Genomic DNA, 15,147 nt, shown 5'->3' with positions numbered 1-15,147 from the left:
TCCCTGAAAGAATGGTTTTCTATCTGTTGCTTTTTGATTTATCAAAGCATCCAACCCAATACTTATGGTATTTGCAAAACAAACACCATTTGCTATTCCTAAATCAATCTGCCTAGTATGCCCATCTTTAATGACACTAAGTGCTTCTTCTGTCTCCCAAGGAATACCTAATGTTGAAGCAACATCATTGCCAGTGCCAGCAGGGATAACGCCAACTACGATAGAAGGATCACTAAGATCCAACCCGTTTATGGCGCAATTCAAACTTCCATCGCCACCGCGCACAACAATAGTGTTGCATCCGTTCTTTTGGGCTTCTCTTGCAAGATTACTGATATTGTTTTCTCCTTCTGCTTCGGAAAAAACAATTGTAACTCTCCCAAAAAACCCTCTAATCTGCTTAATCAGCTTATCTTGTTGCTTCAGATTCAGCCAATTCCCTGCCATCGGATTTATAATGAACATCATCTTCCCTGTCTCCATTTTTCTCACCTCCTTGTAAAAGGACTTTTAGAACATATTTTTAACTTACTCTTTTTAATGCAAAAATGCAATAAAACCGGAGAACACATCATTCGTGCTCTCCGGGACCAGCGTGCTCTCCGGGACCAGATTAGAACCTCCACCTAAACAAAAAAACGCCTTTTGGCGTTTTTTTGTTTTTGCGGGGACGACCGGACTCGAACCGGCAACCTCATCCGTGACAGGGATGCGATCTAACCAATTGATCTACGCCCCCAAATTCGTTTTTATGCCGGTGGAGGGGTTCGAACCCCCGACACAAGGATTATGATTCCTCTGCTCTAGCCGCTGAGCTACACCGGCAATAAATAATGTAATTAATTTACGCCCTCTTGTGTCTTTAACAGAGTGAAAAACTATACTCTAAAAATGAAGTCCTTCGTCGTTTTCTCTCCTCAGGACATAACAAAAAATAAATTCGCTAAAGCTCATTAACTTTTTCTAATGTCGCGGGGACCCGAATTGCACGGGTGTCTGGGGCTTCTATTATACTTCTTGTTTCCAAGAAGAATGGACTATACCATCTCCGCGCATAAAACATTATGTGTGGAGTTCCCATTATAGTCTCTGAACCTTTTCAGCACATAGATTATGTGCTGGACTTGGCTGCTGATTGCCAAATCTTCTTTTTTTTCAAACAATCGCGCCTATCCTTTCGAATTACGCTGTTGTAAAAGAAGCTCTAATGGTTTTCCAGCAATTTAGGGAATTTTCCACAGAACATTACTGTCCTGGGTCACACTTTGAGTATGAGACCCCCGAGATACTACTTCTCTACCCCGCTATAAGAACCTGCTCACTTCGCTCGCAGAACCTTGAAATTTTATGAAATCAAATAAATTAAAAATTATAAGAACCTGCTCACTTCGCTCGCAGAACCTTGAAATTAAGGTTCTCATATAAATTAATAATGTGTCTTAATTATAAAATACTTCCTTGTAGAGGCATAGTACCTTAAATAAAACAAAAAATCAACTTATGACAATTAAATAATTGAAAATTTAAACATCCGTTTCCCCCATCTCTTTTAGCGCCTTGCCATAAATACCAACCAATTCTTTTGCCCTGTCTTGGGTTAATATGGTCTTGGGATTATCAAGCATCTTTTCCAACACTTTTTTTGCTTCCATAATTTCATCAAAATTAGAAATTGATTCAGATGACAATTCTTTCCCGTATTTCGCCATCATTTTAACAAATATTTTATCCGCATCAATCAATGCCAACTTATAATTCAACTCTCCCTTGCTTTCAAGTCGGTCCGAGACCCTTTCCCAATCAGTTCTCTCAACCCTGCCATGTCTTAAATTCTCTGTTTCTAATGATTCTATCGCCTGTTCTTCTTTTTCTTTCTCTTTCTCTTTTTCTTCAAAAGGAAATTCCTCTTTCTGTTCTTGACGCGCTTGTTTTAGTATTCTTCTCTTCCCCTTGACTGCGCCTGGACCATAATTTTTCCTCCAATATCTATAGTCATCCCAATCATTAAGATATAAACTGCGGAGATAGCTTGTGGTAAATAAAAAATATACAATCGCAACAAAGAGCAAAATTGAAAAAACAATCGCCAAAATTTTAATGGGCAAAAACGCTCTTTGTATCTCCGGAGAAACAATTATATTAAAGATATTTTCAGGTAATTCCATTTTCAAAATAATTAGCTGCGCTAAAAAGCAAATCCTCTTCAAAGTGCGGGGCAATTAGTTGAAGCCCGATTGGCAAACCGCTTGATTCTCCCGCTGGGACTGATATTGCCGGAAGCCCTGCCAAATTAGCGGGAACAGTCAATAAATCTGCTAAATACATTGACAACGGGTCGTCTAATCGCTCTCCGAGTTTGAACGGAAGGGTCGGTAAAGTGGGTGTAAGAATTAAATCTACTTTACCAAACGCTTTCTTAAAATCTTCTACGATTTTAGTCCTTACTTTCTGGGCGCGCAAGTAATAAGCGTCATAATAGCCAGAGGACAAAACGAAAGCGCCTAATATTATTCTTCTTTTTACCTCATTCCCAAAATATTTAGCTCTTGTGTTCATATATGTATCCAATAATTCATCTCCTTGTTCTGATGCTCCGTATCTTATGCCGTCATAACGCGCCAAATTACTGGAAACCTCTGCTGGCGTAATAATATAATAGCATGACACGCCATAGCCAACATGTGGTAAGCTTAATGTTTCAAATTTGATTCCACTCTCCTTTAATCTTTGGATTGAAACCTCTAAAACATCTCTCACTTCTTTTTGAATCCCTTTGCCAAAGCATTCTTTTGGCAAACCAATCACCAAATCCTTAATCGGTTTTTCAATAGCCCCATATTCCCTGCCCATTTCGCAGCTCGTTGAATCCATTTTATCCCTGCCTTTTATTATATCAAATAAAATCTTGGCGTCCTCTACATTTTTAGCCAATACGCCTATCTGGTCCAGAGATGAAGCCATAGCTATCAATCCGTATCTAGAGACCGCCCCATAGGTCGGTTTCATTCCAACTATCCCACAAAAAGAAGCTGGTTGTCGTACCGAGCCGGCAGTGTCAGAACCAAGCGCTCCAGCGCACATATCCGCAGTTACTGCAGCAGCTGAACCAGAAGAAGAGCCGCCTGGCGTATATTCCAAATTATTGGGATTTTTAGTCACACCATAAGCAGAATATTCTCCAGAAGAGCCCATAGCAAATTCGTCCATATTTGTTTTGCCAATAATAATCGCTCCTGCCTCTTTGAGTTTCTTCACAACAGTCGCATCATAAGGGGCGATATAATTATCTAAAATCTTGGACCCAGCAGTGGAACGATTCCCTTTCACCAAAATATTGTCCTTAATTGCCAAAGCAACTCCAGCTAAAGGCAACAATTTGCTTTTGGCGGAAATCATTATATCAATTTCTTTTGCTTGCTCTTTTGCTTCTTTCTCAAAAACAGAAATAAAGGCGTTGATGGTTTTGTCTTTCTTTGAAATATTGCCCAGATAGCCATCAATTATTTCTTTACAAGAGAACTCTTTGCTTTCCAGCCCTCGTATAATTTTTTTAATGGTTAGGGATGATAAATCCATGATTAAAATATCGGCTTTACTTTTATAGCCCTTCCTTTTTTATAAGGAGCTGCATTGACAAGTTCATCAACAAGCTCATCACTTGATGATTTTACTTCATCAATCCTGGTAATATTTTTCAAATTAACAGAATGGCTCATCGCGCTCACATCTTCAATATCAACTTCTTTGAGCTTATCAATATAATCCAAAATAGCTGAAATGTCTTTTTGAAATCCTTTCAGTTCTTTTTCTGTAAAACTTATTCTCGCTAATTCTGCAATATGTTTAACTTGTTTGAGGTCAATCATAATCAACTAAACAATAAGAATTAAACATGTCTATTTGCTAACTTGCTCGCTTGCTTACTTGCTTAAATGATTAATTCAACTTTACTGGTGCGGTGGCTCAAATTCTTCTTTTTCAGATAAAACATCTTCTAACTGGTCAAGATTTTCCAATACCATGCCAGCGCCCCTCACCACTGCAGTTAAAGGGTCTTCAATAATTTTAGTCGGAATTTTAGTTTCTTTGGAAATTAATTCGGCTAACCCCCTTAACATAGACCCGCCTCCTGCCAAGAAAATTCCCCGAGCCATAACATCAGCCACTAATTCCGGTGGAGTCGCCTCTATCGTGTCTTTAATAGCGCTCACGATTTGCTTTATTGATTTCTGAAGAGCAATCCTGATGCTCTCTTCGCCCACTATCACCTCTTCCGGCAACCCAGTAATCAAATTCCTCCCACGAATCGGCATCTCTATTTTGCCGTTTTTACTGGATTTAATTTCTTTACTGGAATAAGCCGAGCCAACTTTGATTTTTACTTTTTCCGCAGTACGAGAACCAATTAATAAGTGATATTCTTCTTGGCTGAAATCAATAATATCCTGGTCAAGTTTGTCGCCCGCAATCTTCAAGCTTTGGGCAAGGACAATCCCGCCGAGAGATATCACCGCAATATCGGTCGTTCCACCCCCTATATCAACAATGAAATTCCCGCCCGGCTCCTGAATCGGCAAACGCGCTCCTATCGCAGCTGCGATTGGTTGCTCTATTAAATAAACCTTTCTAGCACCAGCATTCTTAGTAGCATCTCGAACCGATTTTTTCTCCACCTCGGTGAGCCCGCAAGGAATACCAACAATCACTCTTGGTCTTGGAAAAACAACCCGATTTTTATAAGCGCCTTCTATAAAATATTTAAGCATTTGTTCGGCTATTTCAAAATCCGAAATTACGCCTTTAACCAATGGTCTGCTGGCGACAATATGGGTCGGGGTTCTGCCTACCATTCTCTTGGCTTCCTGACCAATTGCTAAAACTTGCCCTGTTTTTTGGTTAATCGCTACTACAGACGGCTCTGTAATGACAATCCCCTCTCCTTTCACATAAGCAAGAGTTGTGGCTGTGCCCAAGTCAATGGCAATATCTTTCTTTAAATTAGAAAAAGGATTAAACATAATTGAAAATCAAAAGTTACAGTTAAAAATTCAAGATTATAATTCCTTAATTTTAACAAACTTGACTTGTTTTTTGCTTCTTTCTTTAACTTCAACACTGTCTTTTTCCAACGTCTTCGCGCTTATGACAATTCTCAATGGGATGCCTATCAAGTCCGACTCAATCAATTTTTGCCCAGGCCCAACATCCATTCTGTCATCGTATAATACTTCAACCTTGGTCTTTTGTAAATGGTCATAAATCCTGTCTGCCTGCTCCTTGATTTTCTTATCCTTAAGGTCTATTGGCACTAAATGAACCGCATAAGGAGCAACTTCTTTGGGCCAGATAATTCCATTGTCGTCATGGTTTGCCTCAACAATCGTTGCTATAAGCCGCCCAACTCCAATGCCATAGGAGGCCATAATAACTAATTTCTTTTTTCCATCCTTGTCTATAAAAGACAGGTCAAATGGTTCAGAATATTTTGTGCCCAATGGGAAAATATTGCCGACTTCTACGCCTCTTGATTGCTTCAGTATTGCCCCGCACTTCGGACATTTATCGCCCTCTTTATTTTTTGCGATTTCCTTATTCTGGGCGAAATCACTTTTTGGACAATAAATAATCGTATCTTCGCCAACTGGCGAAAGCGCCTGAAATTCATGAGTAAAAGAACTCGTGAACCCTTCTCCGGATGCCTCCACCATTTTTACTGACAACCCGCACCTCTTAAAAATCTTTAAATAACTTTTTGCCACTTTGAGATAATAATTCTGAAAATCTTTTTCATCAGCGTGGAAACTGTATAAATCCTTCATCGCAAATTCTCTTGTGCGAAGAAGCCCTCCGTTAAACCTTATCTCATTCCTAAATTTGGTCTGAATTTGAAACAAATAAAAAGGCAAATCCTTGTATGATGATATTCTATCTTTGGCAATTTTCGCCATTATCTCTTCGTGGGTTGAGCCAAGGGCAAATTCTTTGTTATGGCTGTCTTTAAGCTTAAAAAGCGGTGGCGACATTTTATCCCACCTACCTGTCTTCTGCCAAATTGCTTTTGGATGCATCATTGGCAGAAAAACTTCCTGCGCTCCAATCTCGAGCATCTCTTCCCTGATAATTTGAGCGACTTTTTGGTGGACCGTCCAACCCAAAGGCAAAAAACTATAAATACCTGAACCAAGCTGGTCTATAAAGTCGCCACGATATAAATACTGATGGCTTATAGCATCTATATCCTTAGGAACATCTTTTTTGCTTTTGTAAAATAATTTGGATTGTCTCATTTTATTAATATATCTTTAAATTGTATTATGTCTTTAATGGTAATTATAAGGAATAGCGCTAATAGAAAAAACATTCCAAAAGCATTTACTGCCCGCTCGACTCTTGCGGGCGCTCTCTTTTTGAAAATGGCTTCATAAATCACGAATACCAACCTTCCGCCATCAGCAGCCGGAATCGGCAAAATATTTATCACTGCCAAACCAAGAGAAATGGCTGCTATAAAATAGAATAATTGCCAGACCCCGCCAGCCATACTTAATTTGGTAAATGCCAAAATGCCTACTGGGCCTGAAAATGAAGTAGAAAGCGGCCTTATATCACCCTCAACTATAGAAATTTTTATTAAATGTCCAAGCGCGCTGAATGTAAAATGTCCAAGATTCAGCGTATGCAACACTCCTGAAAATGCCTTATTGGGAATACCTTGGTATGAAAGACGACTCACATCTCCTAACATCACTCCGATAGCTCCGCTATTCTCTGGAGGGTCAATTCTCGGCACGAGTTTGACTATTTTTTCTTCGTTTGGATTATGGGCGTTTGCGAGATAAAGCGTAATTTCTTCTCCTCTATTTTGGTCAATAAAATTAATAAGTTCATCTGAATTAGAAAAATACTCTTCATTTCCTGCAATAACCACATCAAATTCATTTATGCCTGCTTCTTGGGCTGGCGAACCGTCTAAGACCTCTGAAATCATTGGATAATCATTTTGCTGACCAAAAGGAAATTGATAATCAAAGAATTGGCTCTGAAATGTTTGAAAATTATGAAATCCTAAAAGGAAATAAAAGAAAATAATTGCAACAAACAAATTAGCTCCGATACCAGCTAAAAGTATTCCTGCCTTGATTTTTGGCGACTTAGAGCAAAAACTATCAGAATCCTTCAGCGTTTCCTTCTCGGAATTTTCTCCATATATCTTTACAAATCCACCAAAAGGGATCCAATTAATAGAGTATGTGACGCCCCTTATCTTCTTGCCCCAAATTCTTGGAGGATAGCCGATTCCGAATTCATCAATCCTAACTCCTGATTTTCTAGCAACTATAAAATGCCCAAATTCGTGAGCAAGAATTACAAAGCTGAAAATAAGAAGAAAAACAATTATGACTAATAACATATATTATTCTAATATCTCTTTCTTTTTATGTTCCCTAATCTCTTCTATTTTTTTATGGTATTCATCTATTACTTCCTGAAGCTCATCCTTTGCCTTGAATTTGTCATCTTCTGAAATCTCTTTTTGATTGAATTTATTTTGGATTTCTTTCCAAGCATCATCCCGCCACCTTCTTAATGTCTGATATGATTCCTCTGCTTTCTGGGAAATTTGCTGAATAAGTTTTTCGCGAAACTCTCCGGTGAGTGGTGGTAAACTAATCCTGATAGCCCTTCCGTCAACCACAGGAGAAGTGCCCAAGTCCGCCTGCTGGAGCGCTTTTTCAATAGCCCCCAAATATTCATTGGTCCATGGCTGAATCAAAATCTGCCTTGGCTCTGGGCAAGAAATGCTCGCCAATTGCTTAATCGGCAATTTAGACCCAAAGCAATCAACCACTATATCTTCAACCAAAACCGGACTAGCAGTGCCAGAACGAACTTGCTGCATTTCTCTCTTAAAAAAATCCACCAGTTTATCAAGCTCTTTTTTAACATTTTCAATAATTTGTTTATACATATTTTTAATCTAATAAATTAAGTGTTTTCGTGTGGATGGTGTAGATGTCAAACATCTACACAGATTTAATAAATTGCTCTAATTCCTCTTTTATTAATAATCTCCTTATATCAGAATTTGCCACCAGAGCCAGAGACGGCTTAATAGAAGATCCTATATACTCTATTTTCTTGCCCATAGATCTAACTTTTTCTATGGCAGGTAAAAGATCAGTATCAGAAGTAATGAGAATAGCTGTGTCATAAGTATTTTCATAAGCTCCAATCAATAAATCAACTGCCATTAAAACATCAACGCCTTTCTCATGATAAACATCTGTTTTCAACATATGCCCCATGCCCATTTCAAAACCTTGTTTCTTGAGTCGGCCTATCAGAATTCTCTGATTTCTCCATAGCTTATAACTCTTTGGATTATTGCTCTCCGTGCGAATCGCTCCGATATAATAGCTCTTACGCACTAATTCTCTTTTCCCTGTCAAAAATTGACTAAACCGCCCATAATCAAAATTCAACAAATTCTTCAATTCTAACTCTTTCAAGCGATGATAAAAATTACTGCCATCAATAATAAGGAAAATCCTTTCGTTCATAAAACAAACCCTCCGAGATCAAAAGATGTCGGAGGGGGGGTTAATGTATTAAGTTTAGCAAATTCAAAAACCTTGTCAAGTCCTTTTCTTATTTTCTCAATGCTTTGTTTATGCATAGTTATTAATGATTGATTATTAATTATTGATTGCTCGTCCGCCTGAGGCGGGTTGATTATTATATTTTCATAAGCAGGACTTCCATTGCTAATCTTGGATTCGTGTTAGTGGTTTTAATAACAAATCCTATTTTTTCAATAAGCCCGATAATGCTTCTTATCTTTGTCTTTGAATAATTGCATTTGGCAGGCATAAAAATGTTTTTTTCTTTCCCCAAGCTCTCTAATAAAAGCTCTCTGAAAAAACTTAGCCATATATCCAGCGCAAAATACATTTCTTTAGTGTCTTTAGAAAGCGCCTCGGCATACTTGAAGCGGGAACTCAACGGCGCGCTTAAAAGCTTCACAATATCAGTTATCCGCTTTTTTTGCAGTTCAGCTGTTTCTGGATTTTTGTAATACTCCATCGCCAACCCTGGCCTGCCAAACGATAACCAAGAAATTTCTTTAGCCAACTTCGCAGAAGCATTATTCTTTATAAGCGATTCTTCTATGCGCTTCTGCTGGAGCAAATCAAATCTTATTAACTGGCATCTTGAAACAATTGTTTGTAAAAGCTTGTCTGGCTGTTCTGCGATTAAAATTATCACTGTCTTGCCTTTCGGTTCTTCTAATATTTTTAAAAGCGCTCCCTGCGCATCATAAGTCATTGCGTCTGAATCATCTATAATCGCCACTTTATAACCTGCGTATGCAGATGAAAGAGATAGCCCTAATTTTAACTGAAAAATTCTCTCAACCCGTATCGCCAAATTCTTGCCTTCATCTTCTGCCTCGCTGTTTTCTGGCGGTTCTGGTTTCAAAAAAAATAAACTGGAAGGAATACCATTTTCAAATCTTTCACAACTCTCACATTTTCCGCACGGCTCAATATTAGGATTACGGCAATTTAATAACTTAATAAATTCCATCGCAATAGTCCTTTTCCCTATATTCAAAGGCCCATAAAATAAATAGGCATGAGCCACCCTATCGTTTTGAATACATCTACTTAAAAATTCCCATTGTTTATTGTGCCCTATTATCATAAAAACTATTTTTTGCTCATTATGCTCCGCTTATAAACATCAAGATTCTCTAATACTACCCCTGTTCCCTTTGCCACACAAAAGAAAGCCTCATCTGCCAAAAAACAAGGCACGCCTGTTGCTTTGGCTATTAATTGGTCAAGATTTCTTAACAGTCCTCCTCCTCCGGAAAGCACCATGCCTTTATCCATAATATCAGAAGCCAGTTCGGGCGGAGTGTCGCGTAAAACTGATTTGATTGCCAAAATTATTTCTTCTAAAACATCTTGAATTGCTTCACTCACTTCGTTTGAAGAAACCTTGATGCTCCTTGGCAGTCCTGAAACCAAATCTCTGCCCCTGATTTCTATAAATCTCTCTTTTTCTTCTGGCACTGCTGTCCCAACTTTTATTTTTACATCTTCTGCTGTCTGTTCTCCAACTGCCAGATTATGCTTCTTTTTAATATATTCGCTTACTGCAACATTCATTTTGTCCCCAGCCATCCTAATAGAATTAAATGTCACAATCCCGCCCAAAGATATCACCGCTACTTCGGTCGTTCCTCCGCCTATATCAACAATCATATGACCAGAACAGGTATGAATCGGAATTCCTGCTCCTATGGCTGCCAGAATCGGCTCTTTGGCAATATAAGCGTTTTTAGCTCCTGCTAAAACAGCGGCCTCAATCACTGCCCTCTTTTCAGTTGAAGTGATTCCTGCTGGCACAGATATTATTAGGTCTGGTTTTATGAACTGGTATTTGGGCTTAACTTTCGTAATAAAATATTTCAACATTGCTTCGGTTATCCGGAAATCAGCAATAACCCCATCTTTAAGCGGACGAAAAACTGTTATATTTTCTGGAGTTCTCCCTGTCATTTCCTTTGCCGCTTGGCCAACAGCTAAAATTTTATTCTCACTCACATCAACTGCGACAACAGATGGCTCTGTCAAAACAACCCCTTTCTTTGGGATAAATACTAATGAATTACAAGTTCCTAAATCAATTCCAATTTTTCGTATAAACATGTAAACTAATTTTTAATTTTGAATTCTGAATCAATTTCCAATTACTTAATTTTGAATTAAAAGTTCAATCATTCAAAATTTAATCAAAATTCAAAATTGGAAATTAAAAATTAAACTAACTTTGCACTCTTCTAATGTCTGCGCCTAACTTCTGCAATCTTTCCTCAATTCTTTCATACCCTCTATCTATCTGATAGATATTATTTATAACTGTTTCTCCTTTTGCAAGCAATGCTCCGACTATCAATGACGCTCCTCCTCTCAAATCAGGCGAATCAACAGTCACGCCCCGAAGGGTCGTGGGTCCATTAATAATAGCCCGATGCGGGTCAGCAAAAATTATCTGCGCCCCCATTTTATTCAGTTCATTTAAATACCTTAATCTACCATCATATAAAGGGTCGTGCAGTAAGGTTGTTCCCTCGGCCTGTGTTGCCAAAACACCGAACAATGGCAAAAGGTCTGTTGGTATGCCGGGGAAAGGCATTGCCTGAACTTTTTCCATTCTAAAACTTGCCCATTGTTTTACCCTAACCTTATCTTTACCAATAATCTCTATTGGCAAGCCAAAGTCCCTTAATCGCTTTAATGGGAATTCCAAGTATGAAATCTCTACATTTTTAACAATAATATCACTCCTTGTGGCTGCTGCCATTAAAATAAAGGTTCCCGCCTCTATCGGGTCGTTTAAAATTTTATGCTTTGCCCCTGAAAGCTTCTTTCTACCAACAACTGAAAAATTATGAGAACCAAACGCCTTAATCTTCGCGCCCATTTTATTTAAAAACTTGACCAATTCCTGTGTGCTATAATCACAATCCGCTGCTTTGATTATGGTTTTCTTTGGAAGAGCGCTGGCAAAAAGAAGCGCATTTTCAGTGGCTGTTACGCTAAACTCGTTGAGGATTATCTCATCCGCCGACTTATTTTTAATTTCTAAACGGAAATATTCTGCCTGTTCTGTCACTTCTTCCCCTATGTCTACGCCTAATTGGGAAAAAGCATCTAAGTGGGTTGAAATTGGTCTTGCTCCAATAACACAACCCCCGGGCTGGGCGAATCTTATTGTTTTGCATCGAGCCAACAAGGGTCCTAAAAGCAAAACAGAACCCCTTAATTTAGAAACCAATTTTTGATTAATTTTTTTCGCGTCCAATGGGGATTTCTGTGTAATGCGCAGTGTCCTCTTTTTAATCCATTCTACTTCTTTGCCTAAACTCTTGATTATCTCTATTAAACAAAAAACATCCTCAATCAAAGGGATATTATCTATAATACACTCTTCATTGGTGAGCAGGGTGGCAGCCAAAATAGGAAAACAGGCGTTTTTGGCGCCCCTCGCTTCTATCGTTCCTTTCAACCGTTTTCCGCCGTTGATTATGAATTGCTCTGCCATGGATATTTTTATCTTACCCTCAAAACAAAAAATTAGCAAGTTGGGAATGGTTATGTTAGAATAGACATTAATCAACGCCTGCTTGTATTTATACTAATAAACACTCATAAAAATGACTAAGCGCTTTAAAAAAATCTTATTTCTATCAATCTGCGCACTGTTTATCATAATCACGCCGATTGTCATTTTATACGCTTCTGGGTATCGTTTTGATTTTGATAATATAAGGATTGTCCAAACAGGCGGACTTTTCTTTAAAATTTCACCACCCGGAGTTATGGTATATATTGATGACAAACCGTATAAAAAAACAAGTTTCTTTTTTGACACAGTGCTGATGGCTGGACTTTTGCCAAAAAACTACAAAATTTCAATCCAAAAAAGCGATTATTATTCTTGGGAAAAAGAGCTTAGCGTAGGGGAAAAAATAGTTACAGAAGCAAAAAATATCGTTCTTTTTCCAAAGAATCCTTTATTTAATCTTGCATTAAAAGATATCAAAGCCCTTTCCCCTGCGCCAGACGAGAAAAAAGCGATTATAGAAATTATGACTGATAATGGGTGGTCACTCTCTTCTTTTGATTTCCAAAATCAAGAACAAAAGCAAATACTGGCTGAAAACGACTTACAAATCCTTGAATCAGGCAATGGTTCGCTAACAACCAAAAAAATTTCTGGCGCAAAACCAACAAATATTATCTGGTCAAGCGATTCTAAGAAGATTTTAGTTGAACTTGATAAAAAAGGAGAAAAACAATATTTAACAGCAGAACCATCTCCTGATAAAGGGCTCTTTGTAATTGATGTAGATAAGAAAATTAAAAATATCAGCTTTAACCCCAATAATTCCGAAGAGATATTTTTTATTTCATATGCCCCGACAGCCACCTCAACAAAAACCAGTAGCGCCACTAATGCTATCAGTCCCCTGTTCTCGATTTTTATTATCAGGGGCAATGGGGAGGAAACTGTGCTTGATTTTTCAGACCCATCATTAAAACAGAATGTTTTGGCTTATGCGATTATTAATAATTATATCATCTGGCTAAGCGAATCAGGCGTTATTTATAAAGGAACAATTAATAGGGACAAAATATCGCTTACAGAGATATTAAATGTAAAACCAATAACTATAAAGCCAACTGCTAATTACCAGATTTTGTCCAATAGCTTGTCAGATATTTTCCTAAAAGAGGATGAGGGGCTTTATCATCTCGACCATGAAAAACGCATTTTGGAAAAAATTTTTGATTCAGCAAAACAAATTAGTTTTTCCGAAGATATGAAAAAAATCGCTATTAATACTGGCAACCAAATATGGCTCTATTATCTTGAGGAAGAAAAAAGCCAACCACAAAGAGCCAAAGAGGAAAAAATATTGCTTTATAGCTCTTCACAAGAAATCACAAACTTAAATTGGCTGAACAACCATTATTTGATATTCCGCATCAATGAATCAGTGAAGATTACGGAAATTGACAATCGCCAGAAGCCGAACTTAATTGAGTTGACAGCTTTTCCGAACCCAACAATATTCTGGCTCTCAAACAAGCTCTTTATTTTAAGCAATAATAACCTCTTTTCAAGCGACAATATTATAAAGTAAAAAATATCCAAAAACCGCCTAAATGACGGTTTTGTGGTTTTGTTTTTATTATATTTTATCTCTTTGACCATTGTGGTCCGCGCCTTGCTCTCTTTAAACCAAATTTCTTTCTTTCACGCATTCTTGGGTCGCGGGTCAAAAATCCCGCTTTTTTGAGTCGTTTCCTGAAATCAGGATTAAACTTTATGAGCGCCCGGGAAATGCCGTGTCTCACTGCTTCTGATTGCGCGCTAATCCCCCCTCCAGAAACCTTAATAGAAATATTAAACTTATCTAAGCAGTTCATCATCTCAAGAGCTGATAAAACATTCCTTTGCGATTCCGAACTTCGAAAATATTCTTTAAAGTCCTTTCCATTAACCAAAAACTCTATCTTGTCTTTTGCTGTAAAAAGACGCGCTCTGGCAACAGCGGTTTTTCTTCTGCCAACTGCCTCAATGTATCTTTCTGCTGCTATATTCTTCTTGACCGGCAATTCTAAAACAGCTGTCTTGATTTCTTTTTTCAACGCTTTTTTGGGCGCCTTTTGCTTAACCAACACCTTGGTTGCTGGCATTGTTTTTTTCGCTGTTTTCTTGACTGTTGCTTTTATTTTCTCTGGCATAATGTTAATAACTATTTATTACAACTCTACTTTCAGCCGTTTTATCTGCTGGTCTCTTAGTTTATTCTTCGGAAGCATTCCAAGCACTGCCCTCCTCATTACTTGAGCTGGGTCTTGAGAAAAAATCCTTGATAAAGGAATTTCTTTCAACCCACCCGGGTACCCAGAGTATCGGTAATAATTTTTCTTCTCCAATTTCTTTCCTGTGAATTTCACTTTTCCAAAATTAGTGATTACAACAAAATCGCCAATATCTTTATTTGGAACAAAATCTTCCTTATGTTTACCGCGCAACAGCGCGACCACCTGTGTTGCCACTCTCCCCAATGGCCTTCCTGCTGCGTCAATTGTATGTGTCTGCCTTTCCATAATCAACGATAAATATTAGTGATTAATAATTATTGATTAATAATTTCTGCTATTTTCGGGTTTCAGTTTTTGGATTTTGGGTTTTGGGTTTTGGCTTTTCTATCAGCTCTATTATTGCCATTCTCGCGCTATCGCTTTTCCTTGGTCCTGTCTTGATAACCCTTGTATAGCCCCCTTGCTGATTTTTGTAAAGAGGCGCTATTTCGTTTACTAACTTTTTCACTATCAGCGGGGCAAATAATTTCGCCAATTCCCTTCTCGCTGCCAAATCTCCTTTTCCAGCTTTAGTTATTTTTTTCTCAATAAAAGAAGATAGCTCTTTTGCTTTCGCTTCTGTTGTTTCAATTTTTCCTTTCAAAATCAAAGACGAAGCTAATGTCTTCAAAAGCGCTTTTCTCGGACCTGCTTTCCTATGGAATTTTCTGCCTTTAATTCTTTTCTGCATATATTATTT

General features: G+C 38.0%; 16 protein-coding genes and 2 tRNA genes. 1 reads left to right on the top strand and 17 read right to left on the bottom strand.

Features of this window, described 5'->3' with window-relative positions:
* The 14 genes from KJ562_01635 to murA all read right to left on the bottom strand — a co-directional run.
* The coding region (locus tag KJ562_01635; GenBank protein ID MBU3964415.1) for a hypothetical protein at positions 1-483 on the bottom strand (483 nt) is incomplete at its 3' end.
* Positions 484-665: 182 nt separating this feature from the next.
* A tRNA-Asp gene (locus KJ562_01630) sits at positions 666-739 on the bottom strand.
* Between the two features lie 13 nt (positions 740-752).
* Positions 753-825, bottom strand: a tRNA-Met gene (locus KJ562_01625).
* A 698-nt stretch (positions 826-1,523) separates the two neighbouring features.
* Positions 1,524-2,165 carry a hypothetical protein gene (locus KJ562_01620; protein MBU3964414.1) on the bottom strand — a complete coding sequence of 214 codons (642 nt, stop codon included), beginning with the start codon at positions 2,163-2,165 and terminating at the stop codon, positions 1,524-1,526.
* The gene (gene gatA / locus KJ562_01615) at positions 2,152-3,576 is read right to left on the bottom strand and encodes an Asp-tRNA(Asn)/Glu-tRNA(Gln) amidotransferase subunit GatA (GenBank protein MBU3964413.1); all 1,425 of its coding nucleotides are present in this window, start codon (positions 3,574-3,576) and stop codon (positions 2,152-2,154) included. The genes KJ562_01620 and gatA overlap by 14 nt, the downstream gene beginning before the upstream one ends.
* 2 nt (positions 3,577-3,578) lie before the next feature.
* Positions 3,579-3,866 (bottom strand): Asp-tRNA(Asn)/Glu-tRNA(Gln) amidotransferase subunit GatC, encoded by a 288-nt coding sequence (gatC, locus tag KJ562_01610; GenBank protein MBU3964412.1) that lies wholly within the window; start codon positions 3,864-3,866, stop codon positions 3,579-3,581.
* A gap of 81 nt (positions 3,867-3,947) precedes the next feature.
* Positions 3,948-5,018 carry a rod shape-determining protein gene (locus tag KJ562_01605; GenBank protein MBU3964411.1) on the bottom strand — a complete coding sequence of 357 codons (1,071 nt, stop codon included), beginning with the start codon at positions 5,016-5,018 and terminating at the stop codon, positions 3,948-3,950.
* Positions 5,019-5,054: 36 nt separating this feature from the next.
* Complete coding sequence (locus KJ562_01600) at positions 5,055-6,287, bottom strand: hypothetical protein (GenBank protein ID MBU3964410.1); 1,233 nt, start codon at positions 6,285-6,287, stop codon at positions 5,055-5,057.
* Complete coding sequence (locus tag KJ562_01595; protein ID MBU3964409.1) at positions 6,284-7,411, bottom strand: site-2 protease family protein; 1,128 nt, start codon at positions 7,409-7,411, stop codon at positions 6,284-6,286. Before KJ562_01595 ends, KJ562_01600 begins: the two co-directional genes overlap by 4 nt.
* Before the next feature lie 3 nt (positions 7,412-7,414).
* Positions 7,415-7,969, bottom strand: a complete 555-nt coding sequence (gene frr / locus KJ562_01590; GenBank protein MBU3964408.1) for a ribosome recycling factor — start codon at positions 7,967-7,969, stop codon at positions 7,415-7,417.
* Positions 7,970-8,024: 55 nt separating this feature from the next.
* The gene (locus tag KJ562_01585) at positions 8,025-8,561 is read right to left on the bottom strand and encodes an NYN domain-containing protein (GenBank protein ID MBU3964407.1); all 537 of its coding nucleotides are present in this window, start codon (positions 8,559-8,561) and stop codon (positions 8,025-8,027) included.
* 175 nt (positions 8,562-8,736) lie between these two features.
* The gene (locus KJ562_01580; protein ID MBU3964406.1) at positions 8,737-9,705 is read right to left on the bottom strand and encodes a DNA polymerase III subunit delta'; all 969 of its coding nucleotides are present in this window, start codon (positions 9,703-9,705) and stop codon (positions 8,737-8,739) included.
* Between the two features lie 5 nt (positions 9,706-9,710).
* On the bottom strand, positions 9,711-10,718 hold the full coding sequence (locus tag KJ562_01575; GenBank protein ID MBU3964405.1) for a rod shape-determining protein: 1,008 nt from the start codon (positions 10,716-10,718) through the stop codon (positions 9,711-9,713).
* A gap of 115 nt (positions 10,719-10,833) precedes the next feature.
* Entirely contained in the window at positions 10,834-12,114 is a 1,281-nt protein-coding gene (gene murA / locus KJ562_01570; GenBank protein ID MBU3964404.1) for a UDP-N-acetylglucosamine 1-carboxyvinyltransferase, read from the bottom strand.
* A gap of 112 nt (positions 12,115-12,226) precedes the next feature.
* Between murA and KJ562_01565 the strand changes: the two genes are divergently transcribed.
* Positions 12,227-13,720 (top strand): hypothetical protein, encoded by a 1,494-nt coding sequence (locus KJ562_01565; protein ID MBU3964403.1) that lies wholly within the window; start codon positions 12,227-12,229, stop codon positions 13,718-13,720.
* 55 nt (positions 13,721-13,775) lie between these two features.
* Here KJ562_01565 and rpsI read toward each other — a convergent pair whose 3' ends face one another.
* The 3 genes from rpsI to rplQ form a co-directional block, all read right to left on the bottom strand.
* The gene (gene rpsI, locus KJ562_01560; protein MBU3964402.1) at positions 13,776-14,177 is read right to left on the bottom strand and encodes a 30S ribosomal protein S9; all 402 of its coding nucleotides are present in this window, start codon (positions 14,175-14,177) and stop codon (positions 13,776-13,778) included.
* 165 nt (positions 14,178-14,342) lie between these two features.
* Positions 14,343-14,693 carry a 50S ribosomal protein L13 gene (gene rplM, locus KJ562_01555; protein ID MBU3964401.1) on the bottom strand — a complete coding sequence of 117 codons (351 nt, stop codon included), beginning with the start codon at positions 14,691-14,693 and terminating at the stop codon, positions 14,343-14,345.
* A 49-nt stretch (positions 14,694-14,742) separates the two neighbouring features.
* A complete protein-coding gene (gene rplQ / locus KJ562_01550; GenBank protein MBU3964400.1) occupies positions 14,743-15,138 on the bottom strand; it encodes a 50S ribosomal protein L17 in 396 nt (131 codons plus the stop codon).
* Positions 15,139-15,147: the final 9 nt, after the last annotated feature.

The sequence above is a fragment of the Patescibacteria group bacterium genome (assembly GCA_018900835.1).
Classification (GTDB): Bacteria; Patescibacteriota; Minisyncoccia; order Minisyncoccales; family PEYH01; genus PEYH01.
The sequence above is the reverse complement of the archived record's forward strand: the minus strand, read 5'-3'. Positions and strand labels throughout refer to the sequence as shown.

Excerpts from the sequence above, each read along its gene's own strand:
- KJ562_01620 (MBU3964414.1), bottom strand. The coding sequence starts at position 2,165 with ATGGAATTACCTGAAAATATCTTTAATATAATTGTTTCTCCGGAGATA.
- gatA (MBU3964413.1), bottom strand. The coding sequence starts at position 3,576 with ATGGATTTATCATCCCTAACCATTAAAAAAATTATACGAGGGCTGGAA.
- gatC (MBU3964412.1), bottom strand. The coding sequence starts at position 3,866 with ATGATTGACCTCAAACAAGTTAAACATATTGCAGAATTAGCGAGAATA.
- KJ562_01605 (MBU3964411.1), bottom strand. The coding sequence starts at position 5,018 with ATGTTTAATCCTTTTTCTAATTTAAAGAAAGATATTGCCATTGACTTG.
- KJ562_01600 (MBU3964410.1), bottom strand. The coding sequence starts at position 6,287 with ATGAGACAATCCAAATTATTTTACAAAAGCAAAAAAGATGTTCCTAAG.
- KJ562_01595 (MBU3964409.1), bottom strand. The coding sequence starts at position 7,411 with ATGTTATTAGTCATAATTGTTTTTCTTCTTATTTTCAGCTTTGTAATT.
- frr (MBU3964408.1), bottom strand. The coding sequence starts at position 7,969 with ATGTATAAACAAATTATTGAAAATGTTAAAAAAGAGCTTGATAAACTG.
- KJ562_01585 (MBU3964407.1), bottom strand. The coding sequence starts at position 8,561 with ATGAACGAAAGGATTTTCCTTATTATTGATGGCAGTAATTTTTATCAT.
- KJ562_01580 (MBU3964406.1), bottom strand. The coding sequence starts at position 9,705 with ATGATAATAGGGCACAATAAACAATGGGAATTTTTAAGTAGATGTATT.
- KJ562_01575 (MBU3964405.1), bottom strand. The coding sequence starts at position 10,718 with ATGTTTATACGAAAAATTGGAATTGATTTAGGAACTTGTAATTCATTA.
- murA (MBU3964404.1), bottom strand. The coding sequence starts at position 12,114 with ATGGCAGAGCAATTCATAATCAACGGCGGAAAACGGTTGAAAGGAACG.
- KJ562_01565 (MBU3964403.1), top strand. The coding sequence starts at position 12,227 with ATGACTAAGCGCTTTAAAAAAATCTTATTTCTATCAATCTGCGCACTG.
- rplM (MBU3964401.1), bottom strand. The coding sequence starts at position 14,693 with ATGGAAAGGCAGACACATACAATTGACGCAGCAGGAAGGCCATTGGGG.
- rplQ (MBU3964400.1), bottom strand. The coding sequence starts at position 15,138 with ATGCAGAAAAGAATTAAAGGCAGAAAATTCCATAGGAAAGCAGGTCCG.